This is a genomic window from Luteimonas arsenica, assembly GCF_004352825.1.
Classification (GTDB): Bacteria; Pseudomonadota; Gammaproteobacteria; order Xanthomonadales; family Xanthomonadaceae; genus Luteimonas; species Luteimonas arsenica.
Genome location: NZ_SJRW01000001.1, coordinates 855077 through 869878 on the forward strand (window position 1 = coordinate 855077; position 14802 = coordinate 869878).

Here is a 14802-nt window from a genome sequence, read left to right on the forward strand (position 1 = left end):
AGGCGGCCGAGAGGTGGTCGGCCATCGCCATGGTGCTGGCGCGCCGTCCCGGGCACCTGCGCGCGCTGGTGCCCTGGATGCGCGGCGCGTTCACCGCCCGCTGACGGAGCGCCGCCAACCCTGTCGCCCATGCACCTGGTCCAGCTGTTCCTGCCGCTGTACGACGCCGGCGGCCGGGCTGTGGGAGGACGACGACGGTGACGTGCAGCGCGACGACGTGGTGCTGGTCGAAGTCATGGCCGACCACGTCGACCACGCCTGGTGGCGCCACTACCGCGAGTCGCTGGAGCAGCGCTTCCGCCAGGACGAGGTGCTGGTGCGGGCCACGGCCGTCGAGCGGCTCTAGACTGGGCGTTTCCGAAGCGAGGAGATGTTCGGATGGTGGCCGCCGAACGGTCCACGGAGCCGTTGACCCGCGCCGCCGTCGCGCGGCAGGCCTGGCCGATCATCCTCGCCAACGCGGCCGTGCCCGCACTCGGCCTGGTCGATACCGCGGTCATCGGCCACTACGGCAGCGCGACGGAGCTGGGCGCGCTCGCGCTCGGGGCGCTGCTGTTCAACTTCGTCTACTGGAGCTTCGGCTTCCTGCGCATGGGCACCACCGGCTTCGTGGCGCAGGCACGCGGTGCCGGCGACGAGGCCGAGGTGCGGGCGACGCTCGCACGCGCGCTGCTGCTGGCCGCGGGGCTGGGTGGGGGGCTCTGGCTGCTGCAGTGGCCGATCACATGGCTGTACTTCGGGCTGATGGACGGCAGCGCGGCGGTGGAGTCCGTCGCCGGCGAATACTTCCGCGCCCGCATCTGGGGCGCGCCCGCGGCGCTGGCGCTGTTCGTGATCAGCGGCCTGCTGATCGGCCTGGGACGCAGCCGCGAACTGCTGTTCGTGCAGCTGCTGCTCAACGGGCTCAACGCCGGCCTGGACATCTGGTTCGCGGGCGCGCTGGGCCTGGGCGCGCGCGGCATCGGCCTGGGCACGGCGATCGCGGAGTGGGGCACCTGCGCGGTGGCGCTGGTGGTGGTCCTGCGCGTGCTGCGCGCGCGCCATCGCGACGCCTGGCCCTTCCTGCAGTGGTCGCGGATCGCGAATGCGCGGCGAATCCGCCAGGCGCTGGCGGCGAACGGCGACATCCTGGTGCGTACCCTGTGCCTGCTGTTCGCCTTCGCCTGGTTCGCCAACGCCGGTGCGCGCTTCGGCGACGTGACCCTGGCCGCGAACCACATCCTGCTGCAGCTGGTGTCGTTCAGCGCCTTCTTCCTGGACGGCTTCGCCTTCGTCGCGGAGGCACGCGTTGGCGCGGCCTGGGGCGCGCGCGACCGCGCGGCTTTCCGCCACGCGGTGCGCTTGACCAGCGAGCTGGCGGCGGGGGCCGCGCTGGCGCTGGCGGCCGCGGTCCTTGTGCTGGGGGAGGTTGCGGTCGCGGCCCTGACCAGCCTGCTGGCGGTGCGCGAAACGGCGGCAATGCACCTGCCCTGGGCGGCGCTGTACGTGCTGCTGTCGGTGGCGGCGTTCCAGCTCGATGGCGTGTTCATCGGGACCACGCGGACCCGGGAGATGCGGCAGGCGGGATTGCTGTCGCTGACCGCCTTCCTGCTGTTGGCCTGGCCGGCGGTGGCAGTCTGGGGCAACCACGGGCTGTGGGCCGCTTTCGTGGCCTATGTGTGCGTGCGCGCCGCGGCGCTGTGGCCGCACTACCGGAGGATGGACGCCTCGCTTCCCGCGTCCACCTAGTCGGCGCCGACGGGCACCCGGGAAACGTCGATCGTGCCGGCGTCGGACAGCGTCGCCGACACGCGCGCCGCACGTGCGGGTTCGTACTGGATGGTGAAAAAGCGCAGCGTCGTGGCACCGGCGCCGCGATCCAGGCTGGGCGGGGCGTAGTCGCCACCCATGCCCGCGATCGCTTCGATGTCGGCCTCGTTGCGGGGCTTGACCACCTTGCCCTGAGCGGCGGCGCTGAAGCGAGCGACGACCTCGGCCCACCAGATGGCGTCGGCATCGGTGCCACAGGCGGCAAGGATCCGCGCGGCGGCTTCGTCATCCCGGCCACCAACCACAACGCTGCCGTCGGGCAGCGCCGCGAGTTCCAGCGCGGGGGCGTCCATGCGCGTCCGGTGCAGGGCGGTGAAAAAGCGACAGCCCCGCGCATCGATGCCGCCGGGGGCCGCGATCTCCACGTCGTCGGCGTCCCAGCCGGCGGCGACGGCGGCCTGGACAAGTCTGGCGTTCACGTCATCGTTCATCTTGGATCCCTGGGCGCAGGCCATGGAAAGGCAGAGGAGGGCCGCGAGCGGGGCGGCCCTAGCCACGTGCAGAGCCCCGCTCATTCATTGGTGATGTTGCCGGGTGGCACCGGGGCCGCGCCGCCGGCATCGGCGTACTTCGAGGAGGGCAGGTCGACCTGGTCCTGGATGTACTGCTTGAGCTCGTCATGGCTCGCATTCTGGGGTACCGGGACGCCGGTCATCAACGACAGCTGCTCGGCGAACTTCAGCGCCTCTTCCGGGCTGCTGTTGATGGCGGCCCAGGAGCGGGTGCTGTAGCTGGCCGAGCCGTCGATCTGGTTGCGCCAGCGCCCCATCGCCTCGGCGTTGGTGGGTTCGCGGCCGAACTCGGCCTTGAAGCCGGTGTACCAGGCCCGGTATTCCTGCTCCAGGTATTCGTAGCTGTCGGCGACGCGGTCGCCGGACAGGATGTGGTTCACCTCGTGCGCGATGGTGTGCAGCACAACGTGCTTGGAGTTGTAGGTTTCGGTCAGCGGGCCGTTGCCGGCGTTGACCATGTTCGAGTTGAAGGTGATGGTGCCGCCGCCGGCCGTGCCATACAGGCCGCCGTTGGAGTTGATGTCGCCGTTGTAGCTGGAGTCCCAGGCGAACACGATGTCGGAATCGGGCGAGAGCACGTGGTCGAGCGTGTTCGCATTGATCGTTGCGTCGCCGGCGTCGTTCTGCGACATGTAGGCGACGGCCTTGAGCGTGCGCTGCTTGTCGGCGAGATCGAAGTCCTGGAACCAGTCCTTGGCCAGCAGGCGCTCGATGTTCTCCACCGAGCGTGAATCCGGGTAGTTCGCCGCCTGGCTGAGCACGGCGGTCTTCTCCGCGGCCGAAAGGTCCTGGAAGTCGTCGCTGGCGAGCAGCGAGGCGACGGTAGCCGGCAGTCCGGTGTCGCCCGGCGCGCGGCCGGCGAGGGCATCGAGCACGAGCTTCTGGTCCGACGCCGGCAATGCCGTGAATTCCGGCGACTGCTGGATCGCGACCTCGGTGAGCTTGGCGGTCTGCTGCGCCGCGGTCATCGCCTGGAACGACGGATCGGCGAGCAGGGTCGCGATGTCCCGGGCGACGGCGTCGTCGCCGCCGGCGTTGCGCAAGGCTTCGACCACCAGGGCCTGGTCCGACGTCGGCAGGCTGCGGAATTCCGGCGAGGACGCAAGCGCGGACAGGGCCGCGAAATCGTCGCCGTCCATGCCGGCGAGGACCTCGCCGACCGGGCGGCCGGCTTCGGTCGACTGCAGCAGGCGCAGCGTGTCCTTGACCTCCAGCGGGACGCCGGGGTCGTTGAGCGCCGCCTCGATGTCCGACGGGCCGATTTCGCCGTCGCGTGCGCCCTGCACGAAGGGATTCCAGGAGCCGCCCTTGCCGGCGGCGGTATCGAGGAGCTCGTCGTAATAGGCGCCCGACCCGATGGTCTCCAGCGCGGCTTCCAGGTCCTCGCGGCTGATCCTGCCGTCGACGCTGCCCTTGCCCGCGCCCACGTCGAGGAAGTTGCGCGATACGTCGCTGTCGAGCAGGAAGCGGGCGGCCTCGCGCAGTTCCTGCGGCGCCGAGGGGTCATTGGCGATGCGTTCGAGATCGGCCTGGCGGATGTTGTCGCCGCCGAACACCCCCATGAGTCCCGTGCGGCCATCGAGGATCCGGTCGTAGTTGCCCAGCAGGGTGCTGGTGGCTGATTCGATCGTGGTCATGGCGCATGGTCCTGCGGGGATTCCATGCACGACTCTAGTGGCCGCCCGGTGCGCGCCGTAGATGGGGGCGTCCCTAGGGCGGCGGGGCGCCCTTCCGCATTCAGGCGTGGAGCATCCGCCAGGTTTCGATCTCGGCCAGCACGCAGGCCGGCCGGCGCGGCGGCTGGGCGGCCTGTGCGCCCGATCCAGCAGGCATTCCGTCGTTGCCGGCGCCGATGCCATCGGGCCAGTACGACGCGTGGAGGCGGCCCTCGTTTTCCGGTGGCGCGCGGCCGCTGTCTACGGCGGCCGCGGCCGCACACGCCCGCTGCCAGCTGCCGCAGGCTTCGTCGGCCCCACCGTTCGCGGCGGGAACAAAGGCCAGGTCGGCCAGCAGCGCGATCGCGTGCGCATCCAGCGGGCGCCAGGCGGCCACGCGCAGGCGGCCGTCGCCGCGGTCGGACAGCGCGGCCAGCAGCGTCTGTCCGCGCTGCACGGCGATGCATTCGCGGGCCAGGTCCACCGGCCCGATCTCCAGCCACCAGTCGTCGCCGCGGGTGTCCACGACTTCGCGCGCGTCGTCGGGCGCCAGCAGTTCGGCCAGGCGCGCCATCGCCGGTTCCAGCCGTTCGGGCGCCGCGGCGTCGGCAGCGCGCACCTGCAGGCCATGCAGCATGTCGGCCAGCGGCAGCGCGCCGTCGTTGGCGACGGCGGCCTGAAACACCGGCAGGGCGACGGGGTAGGGGATGGCAGGAAGGCCTAGCACGTCGAGCGCATCTGCCTTCGGGTGGAGTTCGATCATCTGCTGCATGCGCCTATTGTCCCCGGCTTCGTCTCATCCGGCGTGACTGATGCATGACCCTTGTGTGCACTTGACCCGCGGATGCGGAACGGCCCCGCCATGGCGGGGCCGTCCGTGGTTGCCGTGGCCGGCCGGTCAGTGGCCGGAGGAATGGTCGATCTGCTCCTTGCTGTCGAAGATCGCCGGGTCGGCATCGCCGGTGACCGTGAGGAAGCCGGTCAGGCCCTTCTCCGCGCGCGAGAGCGCATGGTCGACGAGGATGTACTTGCCGGGATAGTCGACCTTGAACTCGACCATGGTCGCGCCGCCCGGCGGCACCAGCGTCGTCTGCACGTCGGTCAGCGGCGGGCTGGTGAGCGAGGCCAGGTCGTAGACCCGGTCGAACACTTCGCCGATCAGGTGGAAGCTCGAGGTCAGGTTCGGGCCGCCGACGCCGAAGAAGATGCGGACTTCCTCGCCGACCTTCGCGTTCATGTCGAAGGTCCTGGTCAGCGCGTCCATCGAGCCGTTGAACATCAGGTGCTCGGGCTTCTCGTCGAGCAGCTTGTCGACCGAGAACTCCTGCAGCCCACGCGAACCGTGCTTCTGCGCCGTGTACAGCTCGCCCTGCATGACGTAGTACTCCTTGTCGACCTTCGGCAGGCCGCCCTCGGGCTCGACCAGGATCATTCCGTACATGCCGTTGGAGATGTGGTGGGCGATCATCGGCGTGGCGCAGTGGTAGACGAACAGCCCGGGGTTGATCGCCTTGAAGGTGAAGCTCTTGGTCTCGCCCGGGCGCACCTGGGTCACCGCGGCGCCGCCGCCGGGGCCGGTCACGGCGTGGAAGTCGACCGAGTGGATGTTGATGCTGTCCTCGGCGTTCTTGAGGTTGATGGTGACCGTGTCGTTCTGGCGGATGCGCAGGAACGGGCCCGGCACCGTGTTGTCGAAGGTCCAGTAGCGGTAGGTGCTGCCGTCGGAGAGGCGACCCTCCACTTCCGTGGTCAGCAGGTCGTAGGTGAGGTGCTGCGGCGCGCGGTCGCCGACCGGCGTGCCGACCTCGGCTGGGTCCTTGGCGACGTCGATCGCGGTGCTGGCGACTTCCTGCACGTCGCCCACGACCAGCTTGCCGACCATGCCGGCGAGCTTGTGGCCGGGGATGGTGCACAGGTACTCGAAGATGCCGGCCTTGCTGGCGCGGAACACGATGGTGGTGGCCGCGCCTTCGCCGATCACCTGGTCGGACTGGGCACCGAAGTCGGGCACGGCGATGTCGTGCATGGCGCCGTCGGCATTGGTCAGGGTGATCGCGACCACCGCGCCCTCGGGCACGCGCAGGTCGGGATTGACCTGGTCCTTGATGGCGCCGGCGTTGCCGATGAACACCATCTGCCCGTCCTGGATGGCGGTGCGCATGCTGAAGGTGACGTCGGCGACGGGCGTGACCGACGCGTGGCCCTGGGCCGCGACCTCGTGCGGGATGAAGCCGCCGGCGGCGGCCAGTGCGAACAGCAGTACCAGGTTCCTCATGATGGATTCCTCAGCGGTGGTCGGAAGTGGTCGGGGTTGTGGAGCAGTTGCTCCTTCGCCATTGGCATGACGATATGGCCCGCCCCGCAGCCGACTCCATGACCTGGGTCAAGCGCATGCGCAGTGGTATGGAAAGCGCGTGGGCTTGACTTGTGTCAGGGGCGTGCCGCGGTCGCCTCCGCGATAATCACCATCACGATGAGCGCTCGCGCACTCCAGGCATGGATGGGTCGGATAGGGCTGGCGGCAGCGCTGTTGCTGCTGGCGGTACCGACGGTGGGGCGTTTTGTCCATGCATCGCCTGGAGCGGCACATGTGCATGGCCAGGCCGGCCATGGACATGCCCACCACAGCGACGCCGCCGACCCTGGCAAGCGCCATCCGTCGCGGCCTGCGCCGGGAGACTCCGACTGCGACTACTGCCCGTTGCTGGCGGCGATGGCGGCGTTGCCCGGGGTGCCGTTCCTGCTGGCTGCGCTGCCGTCCGCGCCGCCGTCGTGCCTGAGCGTCGGCGCGCCGCGACTTCCCTGGCTGTACCCCACCGGACTCGGCTCACGCGGACCGCCGTTGCGCGGCTGATCGCCCGCCACGCGCGCAGGCCGCCGCCGCGCGCATTCCAGCAGCCCTGTTTCCATGGAGTTCCGCCATGTCGATCCCGTATTGTCCGGCGATCCGTTCGTCCTGCCTGTTCGTAGCCATCGCCGCCGCGCTGGCCAGTCCTTCCGCCTTCGCGTCCGACGTCGCTGGCGCGATGGTCGATGCCGCCACCGCCACCGCCATCGCCGCCGCCGCCGCCGAGGCTGCGGAAGATTCCCGCCGCACCGTCGATTTCGACGCGCTGGTCGTCACCGCCGCCGCTCCGGTCTCGGCGTTGACCTGGGAAACCAGCCCCAAGCTTCCGCGCCAGCCGGTGCCCGCCAGCGATGGTGCCGATTACCTCAAGACCATCCCCGGCTTCAGCGCCATCCGCAACGGCGGCAGCAACGGCGACCCGGTGCTGCGCGGCATGTTCGGCTCGCGCCTCAACCTGCTCACCAACGACGGTGCCATGCCAGGCGCCTGTCCTTCGCGCATGGACAACGCCATGTCCTACATCGCGCCGGAAACCTATGACGCCCTGGTCGTGGTCAAGGGTCCGCAGACGGTGCTCTGGGGTCCGGGTGCCTCGGCCGGCACGGTGCGCTTCGAGCGCGACCGCGAGTACTACGCGGAGCCGACCTGGAAGCTTGCCGGCTCCGCGCTCGGCGGCAGTTGGGGGCGCAACGACCAGGTGCTCGACGCCACGTACGGTGCACCGCTGGGCTACGCCCGCATCAGCGCCAACCGCTCCGAGTCCGGCGACTATGACGACGGCAACGGCGAGCGCGTGGGCTCGGCCTGGAAGAAGTGGAACGCCGACTTCGCGCTGGGCTGGACGCCCGACGAGGACACGCTGGTCGAACTCGGCATCGGCATGGGCGACGGCCAGGCGCGCTATGCCACCCGCGGCATGGACGGCAGCCAGTTCGACCGCAGCAACTACAGCCTGCGCTTCGAGAAGGACAACATCGGCCAGCGCCTGCGGACGCTGGAGGCCAGCGCCTACCACAACGTCGCCGACCATGTGATGGACAACTACAGCCTGCGCGACCCCAACCCGGACGGCGCGATGCCGATGCCGATGGTGTCCAACGTCGAACGCAGCACCAGCGGCGGCCGCGCGGTGGCGACCTGGGGTGGCGATGCCTTCGAGCTGGCGACCGGCTTCGACGTGCAGGACAGCCGCCACCGCCGCCGCGGCGGCATGGGTCGCAACGCCCACCTGGCCCTGCCGTGGACGGTGGACGCGCGCTTCGACAACCTCGGCGTGTTCGCCGAAGGCACCTGGTTCCGCGGCGAGGACAAGCGCTGGATCGCCGGCGCCCGGGTGGACCGTGCCGGCGCCGAGGACGCGCGCGCAACGGTGTCCGGCGGACATGGCCACGGCGGCCACGCGATGCCGAACCCGACCGCGGGCCTGTCGCGCGAAGAGACGCTCAAGGCCGGCTTCGTCCGCTTCGAGCAGGACATCGACCGCGACACCAGCTGGTACGCCGGCATCGGCCACACCGAGCGCATGCCCGACTACTGGGAGCTGTTCTCCGCCGACATGGGCCCGATGGGCGCGGCCAATGCGTTCTCCGGTCTCGACACGGAGAAGACCACCCAGCTCGACGCCGGCCTGCAGTACCGCGGCGAGCGCTGGAGCGCGTGGGTGTCGGCGTATGCCGGTCGCGTCGACGACTTCATCCAGTTCCGTTACATGGACACGATGACGGGAAAGATGTCGCAGGTGACCAACATCGACGCCGAAACCCGCGGCGCCGAACTGGGCGTCGAATACCGGCCTTCGCAGGACTGGAAGTTTGGCGGCAGCCTGGCCTATGCCCGCGGCAAGGACCGCGACAGCGGTCGCCCGCTGCCGCAGATGCCGCCGCTGGAGGGCCGGTTCAGCGCCGACTGGGACAACGGCAACTGGTCGGCGGGCATGCTGCTGCGGGTGGTCGACGGGCAGCACCGCGTGGCCGAGGGTTACGGCAACGTGGTGGGCCAGGACATCGGCCCGAGCGCCGGCTTCGCCACGCTCGCGCTCAACGGCGGCTACCGCTTCGCCAGCGGGGTGCAGGTCACGGCCGGCGTCGACAACCTGTTCGACCGCGCCTACAGCGAACACCTCAACCTGGCCGGCAACGCCGACTTCGGTTACCCGGCCGACGCGGTGCGCATCAACGAACCGGGGCGGACGTTCTGGCTGCGGGTGGGCTACACGTACTGAGTCCGGGCATGGGCGCGGTGGCTAGAATCACGGGGTGCCCACCGCGCCCGCCATTCCGTCGTCGCCCACGCTGCGCGAGCAGCTCCGCGGCATGTTCAGGCTGCGCCCGGGCCCCCCGGGTCGCTGGCGCTTCGCGCTTCGGGCCGCGCTGTGCATGGGGACGCCGATATTCGTCGGCTGGCTGGCGGGGAATGTCCCGGCGGGAATGATGGCCGCCACCGGCGGATTCACAGCGCTTTACGACAGCGGGCGCCCCTACCTGAGCCGCGCGCGAGTTGGCGGTGATCGCCCTGGCCTTCGCGCTGTGCGTGGGCATCGGCCTGGCCTGGTGCGTGCACATGGCCGGTGCGCTGGTCGCGCCGCGTGGTCCGGAGCAGCGCGCGGTGGTGCGCGCCGGTGATGCGGTGATGGCCTACGTGCAGGCCATCGGCACGCCGCGGCAGGACGCGGCCCGTCACCAGGCCGCGCAGGCCCTGTACAGGCCTGGACCACTCTGGTCACCCACCAGCCCGTGGACGCACGGCCGGGCGGACGCCTGACCGCGCTGCGCGCGGTGAACCGGCGGATGCACCTGCTGTTCGGGGACGCCCTGTCCGCGGGCGCGGCCGGCGAAGTGCCGCCGGACCGCGTTGTCCAGGAGCGGGTGGTCGAGGAGCTGCGCCGGCTGCAGTCGCTGGCGCGCTCGCTGACCCGGCGACAGGCGCTGCCCCCGGGCGTGGTGCCGGGACTGGTCCCGCTTGGCCGCCCGGGTGCGGGCGTCGTGCTGCGCGAGGCGCTGGCCCCGGGATCGATGTCGCGGGCCGTGGTGCTGCGCGTGGGCGTGGGGGCGCTGGTGGCGGGGTTGCTGGGCGCGCTGTTCCACCTGGAACGTTCGTACTGGGCGGTCGCCACCGCGGTGCTCCTGCTGCACCAGGGCTTCCACTGGTCGCGCACCCTGGTGCGTTCGATCGAGCGCCTGCTCGGCACCTGGGTCGGACTGTTGCTCGCCGCGGCGGTCCTGCTGCTGCATCCGCAGGGTCTGTGGCTGGTGGCGACGGTCGTGGTGCTCCAGTTCGTGATCGAGATGTCGGTGCTGCGCAACTACGCGCTGGCGGTGGTGTTCATCACCTGCGCGGCGCTGGTGCTCGCCACCGGCGGTCATCCGGTGGAGGCGCCGGGCAGCTATGTCCTTGCGCGCGGCGTGGATACCGCGGTCGGCTGCCTGGTGGCGCTGCTGGTGTACCGGGCGATGCCCTCGCGGCCGGCCGCGACGCTGCCCGCGGAGCTGGCCGGCATCCTTCGCGGCGTGTCCGCGGTCGCGCCGCACCTGGCCCGCGGCGAGGTCGCGACGCCTGCCGCGCGCGCGCTCCGCCGCGACCTGCAGCACGCCAGCTTCGAACTCGAGGGTGCCTACGCCAGCGCCATCGAGGCTTCGCCCGCGGAACGGCGCGAGGCGGAACGGCGGTGGCCGGCGGTGGCGGCGGCGCAGCAGCTGGCGTATCGCACGCTGTCGGCGTGCTGGACCCTGGAGCCGCTGGATGCCGGAGCCGCGGCGGTACGCGCGGACGAACTGATGGCCGGCGCCAGCGTCCCGCAACTGCAGGCCGCGCTGGCCGGGTTTGCCGCCGCGGTGGTCGCAGGGCAGGCGCCGTCCGAACCCGGACCGCTGCCACGGCTGCTGGAGCGCGAACTGCGCAACCTGCACGAATCCCTGGCGCGCGAAGCAGCGCCTCCAGCCGCCGGCTGAAGCGTCGGCCGGCCCAGTTACTTGCCGCGGAACGTGGCTTACAGGATCTCGCGGATGAGTTCGACCGGCCGTCCCAGCCGGATGCCGCGCGCGGTCTGCACGAAGGGCCGCTGGATCAGGACCGGCTCGCGCACCATCGCGTCCAGCAGGGCGGCGTCGTCGAGCATCGGGTCGTCCAGGCCCAGTTCGGCATACGCCGCTTCCTTGCTGCGGATCGCGTCGCGGACCTGCAGCCCGGCACCCGCGATGAGTTCGGACAGGCGCTCGCGCGTGGGCGGGTGCTTCAGGTATTCGACGACCTCGGGCTCTACGCCGGCCTCGCGCAGCATCGCCAGCGCATTGCGCGAGGTGCTGCAGCGCGGGTTGTGGTAGATGACCGCGCTCATGCCCGGTGCTTCTTCACCCAGGCCACATAGGCATCGACCCAGCCCTGGAGGAACTTGCGGCTGCCTTCGCCGATGCCGCCGTCGCTGTCGAACAGCCCGTCCTTCGCCTGCAGGAACACTTCCGGCTGGCCCAGCGTGGGCATGTCGAGGTAGCCGGTGATCGCGCGCAGGTGCTGCTGGGCGCAGGCGGTGCCGATGGCGCCGATCGAAATGCCGACGATGCCCGCGGGCTTGCCGGCGAACGCGCTCTTCCCGTACGGGCGCGAGGCGTGGTCGATGGCGTTCTTGAGCACGCCCGGGATCGAGCGGTTGTACTCCGGGGTCACGAACAGCACGCCGTCGGCGCCGGAGATGAGCGCCTTGAGCGCCTTCGCCGGAGCGGGCTGGTCGTCGTCCTGGTCCTGGTTGTAGGGCGGGAGGTCGGCCAGGCTTGCGTATTCGAAGCCGGCACCGTCGGGAAGCAGCTTCTCGAGCCCTTCGGCCAGCGCGCGGTTCAGGGACTCGCTGCGGATACTGCCGACGAGGACGGCGATGCGGATGTCTGACATGGGGGCCACTCCGGTGGATGGCCTGCAATGATCGGGAATGTCCCGTTAAAGCTTCGTTTCCGGTCGTGCCCGCGTTGCGCCCGTCGCGCCGCTTGCGCCATGATCGAACGGAACCAAGGGAGGAGAGGAACCGATGGTATCGAACCGGATGCAGAGCGGCGGGGTGCGCGGGTGAGCCTGGAAATCGTGCCGGTGTGGAAGCAGGTGACGCCCGAGCTGTCCTCGGGGCTGATCTCGATGTGGGCGCGCAACAGCGCGCTGCCCGACCCGACCAAGGCGGCGGAGCGCGCGCAGCAGGCCGTGGCCGTGGGCCGCGACACGGAGACCGGCGCGCTCTGGGGCGTGGGCACCGCGGTGCTGGGCATCGTGCCCTCGTTCGGCCAGCCGACCTACCTCTACCGCCAGTTCTTCGACGTCGGCGCCCGCGGCCTGAAGCAGACCGTGCCCTTCCTGCAGACCATCCGCCGCACGCTGGAGGCCTACAACGCCTCGCTGCCGAAGCCCGAGTCGGTCGGCGTGATGATCGAGCTGCAGAACGACGACGTGGCCAAGAGCTACCAGGACATGTACGAGGAAGAAGTGCACGCGCACTTCATCGGCTGGTCGCCGCGCGGCAAGCAGCTGCGGGTGATGTACTTCAAGGACGCCAAGATCATGCTGGCGGCGGACGCGGTGCCGCGGCAGCGGCCGGGCGGGGCGCCGCCGCAGGCCTGAGGGGCGGGCTTCAGGCGCGCCGGAGCAGGCGCAGCCCGAACCAGTCGTCGCCGTCGTTCCAGCGTCCGGCCACGCGCAGGCCGGCCTCGGCCGCCAGCGCGTCGAAGCGGGCGTCGCTGTACTTCTGGCTCTGCTCGACGTGCATCTCCTCGCCGCGGGCGAAGGCGAAGGCCCGTCCATCCACCGTCACCACCTGGTCGCGCAGGCTTTCCAGGGTGGTGACGATGCGGCCCTCCGCGGCGACGTAGCGCGCGCGGTGGGCGAAGGCGGCGAGGTCGAAGTCGCTGCCGACGTCGCGGTTGAGCCGGCGCAGCAGGTTGAGCGTGAACTCGGCGGTGACGCCGGCAGCATCGTTGTACGCGGCCTCGATGATGGCGGGATCCTTTTCCAGGTCGATGCCGACGAGCGCTGCGCCGTTTTCGCCCATGGTGTCGCGCATCGCCGCCAGCAGCCGGACCGACTCGTCGCGGCTGAAGTTGCCCAGGGTCGAGCCGGGGAAGAACACCAGGGCCGAGGCCGCCGCCCGCGACGGCTGCGGCAGCGGGACGGCCTGCGTGAAGTCGGCCAGCACCGGCAGCACTTCCACGTCGCCGAACTCGCGGTCCAGGCGCCCGGCGCTGGCGGTCAGCGCCGAGCGCGAGATCTCGATCGGGGTGTAGGCCACCGGATCGTCGAGCGCATCGAGCAGCAGCCGCGTCTTGCGTCCGCTGCCGCTGCCGTACTCGACCACGTGCGCGCGCGGGCCGATGGCGGCAGCGATCGCCGGGCCGAGGTCGGCGAGCATCGCCAGCTCCAGGCGGGTGGGGTAGTACTCGGGCTGGCGGGTGATGGCCTCGAACAGCTCCGAGCCGCGCTGGTCGTAGAAGTACTTCGACGGCAGGCGTTTCGGGCTGGAAGACAGCCCGCGCAGCACGTCGCCGGCGATGTCGTCCGCGCTGGGATGCAGGTCGGTGAGCTTGAGGTCGGTGGTCAATCGAGGTCCTTGGCCAGGCGCAGGCCGGAGAACTGCCAGCGCGCGTGGGGTGCGAAAAAGTTGCGGTAGCTGGCGCGCGCATGGCCGCGCGGCGTGGCGCAGCTGCCGCCGCGCAGGACCAGCTGGCCGCTCATGAACTTGCCGTTGTACTCGCCCAGGGTGCCGGCCAGCGGACGGAAGCCGGGCCAGGGCGCATAGGCGCTGGAGGTCCACTCCCAGGCGTTGCCGAACAGGCCCAGCGGGGCGGTGCTGCGGCCAAGGGTGCCGTCCACGGCGACCGGGTGCAGGGGCGCGCCGTCGTCGGCGAAGTTGCCTTCCGCCGGCAGTCCCGCGGCGGCGGCTTCCCACTCGGCTTCGGTGGGCAGGCGCGCACCCGCCCAGTGTGCGAAGGCGTCGGCCTCGTAGTGGCTGAGATGGCATGCGGGCGCATCGGGATCGCGCTCGCGCCAGCCGCCCAGCGTGAACTCGCGCGCGCCGTCCTCGTGCCAGTACAGCGGCCGCGCCCAGGCTTCGCGCTGCACGAGGTCCCAGCCGTCGCTGAGCCAGAGCGACGGGGTGCGGTAGCCACCGTCGGCGACGAAGGCGGCGAACTGGGCATTCGACACCGGCTGTTCGGCCAGCGCGTGCGCGGGCACCAGCACGCGGTGACGCGGGGTTTCGTTGTCGTAGGCAAAGGCGCTGCCAGCGCCCGGCCAGCGCGGCGCGCCGATCTTGACGATGGCCTCGCCCCGGCGCAGCCAGCGCGGGTCGCCACCGGCCGTGCCGGCGGTCGCGGGCGCGGCGGGAACCGGCAGGTCGTTGCGGTAGGCCGGCGCCAGCGGGTTGCACCAGAGTGCGTGCTTGATGTCGGTGAGCAGCAGCTCCTGGTGCTGCTGCTCGTGGTGGGTGCCGAGCAGGAGCACGTCGCGCGTGGCGTCATCGAAGCGGCCTTCGTCGAGGCCGCGCAGCACGCGCTCGTCCACCGCGTCGCGCCAGGCCAGCACCTCGGCCAGCGACGGCCGCGACACCTGCCCGCGCAGCGCCCGCGGGTGGCGCTCGCCGGCACCGACGTAGTAGCTGTTGAAGAGGTAGTCCCAGCCGTCCGGGATCGCGGCCGGATCGTCCAGCACGAAGCGGGCGAAGAACCAGGTGGTGTGCGCCAGGTGCCATTTCGCCGGGCTGGCGTCGGGCATGGACTGGATCTGGGCATCCTCCGCCGACAGCGGCGCGGCGAGTGCGCGCGTGCGTGCACGGACCTCCGCGTAGCGATGGCGGAGGTCGTGCGTGGCGTCGGCCGTGGGTGGCGCGACGGCGTCGGCTGCCGGGAGAGCGGGCATGGGCGCAGGGTAGCGCGGGGCGGCTACGGCTGCGTGAAACGCGGATCCCGCAAGTTCGGCCCCATCCCCATGCGGCAGATGGGGGCGAAGCTTG

At 71.0% G+C, this 14802-nt stretch carries 14 protein-coding genes and 1 pseudogene; 7 read left to right on the top strand and 8 right to left on the bottom strand.

Translation table 11 applies throughout. From position 1 onward, the window contains the following. The first annotated feature begins 202 nt into the window (after nucleotides 1-202). Together E2170_RS03975 and E2170_RS03980 are read left to right on the top strand one after the other, a co-directional pair. A complete protein-coding gene (locus E2170_RS03975; protein ID WP_243708042.1) occupies nucleotides 203-346 on the top strand; it encodes a hypothetical protein in 144 nt (47 codons plus the stop codon). Between the two features lie 32 nt (nucleotides 347-378). Next, the gene (locus E2170_RS03980; protein ID WP_132999324.1) at nucleotides 379-1728 is read left to right on the top strand and encodes an MATE family efflux transporter; all 1350 of its coding nucleotides are present in this window, start codon (nucleotides 379-381) and stop codon (nucleotides 1726-1728) included. Here E2170_RS03980 and E2170_RS03985 read toward each other — a convergent pair. The 4 genes from E2170_RS03985 to nirK all read right to left on the bottom strand — a co-directional run bounded on the left by E2170_RS03985 (nucleotide 1725) and on the right by nirK (nucleotide 6251). Further along, nucleotides 1725-2240, bottom strand: coding sequence for a hypothetical protein (locus E2170_RS03985; RefSeq protein WP_132999325.1), 516 nt, complete (start codon nucleotides 2238-2240; stop codon nucleotides 1725-1727). The genes E2170_RS03980 and E2170_RS03985 overlap by 4 nt on opposite strands. An 80-nt stretch (nucleotides 2241-2320) precedes the next feature. Next, the gene (locus E2170_RS03990) at nucleotides 2321-3958 is read right to left on the bottom strand and encodes a hypothetical protein (RefSeq protein ID WP_132999326.1); all 1638 of its coding nucleotides are present in this window, start codon (nucleotides 3956-3958) and stop codon (nucleotides 2321-2323) included. Nucleotides 3959-4058: 100 nt separating this feature from the next. Further along, on the bottom strand, nucleotides 4059-4748 hold the full coding sequence (locus E2170_RS03995; RefSeq protein ID WP_132999327.1) for a hypothetical protein: 690 nt from the start codon (nucleotides 4746-4748) through the stop codon (nucleotides 4059-4061). 126 nt (nucleotides 4749-4874) lie between these two features. Further along, the gene (gene nirK, locus E2170_RS04000) at nucleotides 4875-6251 is read right to left on the bottom strand and encodes a copper-containing nitrite reductase (RefSeq protein ID WP_207914913.1); all 1377 of its coding nucleotides are present in this window, start codon (nucleotides 6249-6251) and stop codon (nucleotides 4875-4877) included. Nucleotides 6252-6449: 198 nt separating this feature from the next. On the opposite strand from nirK, the gene E2170_RS04005 reads away from it, so the two are divergent. From E2170_RS04005 to E2170_RS04020, 4 genes are all read left to right on the top strand, one after another. Continuing rightward, the gene (locus E2170_RS04005) at nucleotides 6450-6830 is read left to right on the top strand and encodes a DUF2946 family protein (RefSeq protein WP_132999328.1); all 381 of its coding nucleotides are present in this window, start codon (nucleotides 6450-6452) and stop codon (nucleotides 6828-6830) included. A 172-nt stretch (nucleotides 6831-7002) separates the two neighbouring features. Next, the gene (locus tag E2170_RS04010) at nucleotides 7003-9045 is read left to right on the top strand and encodes a TonB-dependent copper receptor (protein WP_133000006.1); all 2043 of its coding nucleotides are present in this window, start codon (nucleotides 7003-7005) and stop codon (nucleotides 9043-9045) included. A gap of 281 nt (nucleotides 9046-9326) precedes the next feature. Continuing rightward, a complete protein-coding gene (locus E2170_RS04015; RefSeq protein ID WP_132999329.1) occupies nucleotides 9327-9584 on the top strand; it encodes a hypothetical protein in 258 nt (85 codons plus the stop codon). Beyond that, the gene (locus tag E2170_RS04020; protein WP_132999330.1) at nucleotides 9557-10771 is read left to right on the top strand and encodes an FUSC family protein; all 1215 of its coding nucleotides are present in this window, start codon (nucleotides 9557-9559) and stop codon (nucleotides 10769-10771) included. The genes E2170_RS04015 and E2170_RS04020 overlap by 28 nt, the downstream gene beginning before the upstream one ends. 41 nt (nucleotides 10772-10812) lie before the next feature. On the opposite strand, the pseudogene arsC reads toward E2170_RS04020, so the two are convergent. Both arsC and E2170_RS04030 read right to left on the bottom strand, forming a co-directional pair. Then, a pseudogene (gene arsC / locus E2170_RS04025) lies at nucleotides 10813-11157 on the bottom strand (arsenate reductase (glutaredoxin)); the annotation flags it as partial. Then, nucleotides 11154-11705, bottom strand: a complete 552-nt coding sequence (locus E2170_RS04030; RefSeq protein WP_132999332.1) for an NADPH-dependent FMN reductase — start codon at nucleotides 11703-11705, stop codon at nucleotides 11154-11156. The gene E2170_RS04030 and the pseudogene arsC, both read right to left, overlap by 4 nt. A 171-nt stretch (nucleotides 11706-11876) precedes the next feature. Between E2170_RS04030 and E2170_RS04035 the strand changes: the two genes are divergently transcribed. Next, the gene (locus E2170_RS04035) at nucleotides 11877-12419 is read left to right on the top strand and encodes a hypothetical protein (RefSeq protein WP_132999333.1); all 543 of its coding nucleotides are present in this window, start codon (nucleotides 11877-11879) and stop codon (nucleotides 12417-12419) included. A 10-nt stretch (nucleotides 12420-12429) separates the two neighbouring features. Here E2170_RS04035 and egtD read toward each other — a convergent pair whose 3' ends face one another. Beyond that, nucleotides 12430-13392 (bottom strand): L-histidine N(alpha)-methyltransferase, encoded by a 963-nt coding sequence (gene egtD, locus E2170_RS04040; RefSeq protein WP_243708043.1) that lies wholly within the window; start codon nucleotides 13390-13392, stop codon nucleotides 12430-12432. Then, nucleotides 13389-14708: an ergothioneine biosynthesis protein EgtB gene (egtB, locus tag E2170_RS04045; protein WP_165942145.1), complete on the bottom strand. Its 1320-nt coding sequence runs from the start codon at nucleotides 14706-14708 to the stop codon at nucleotides 13389-13391. Before egtB ends, egtD begins: the two co-directional genes overlap by 4 nt. Nucleotides 14709-14802 lie beyond the last annotated feature (94 nt).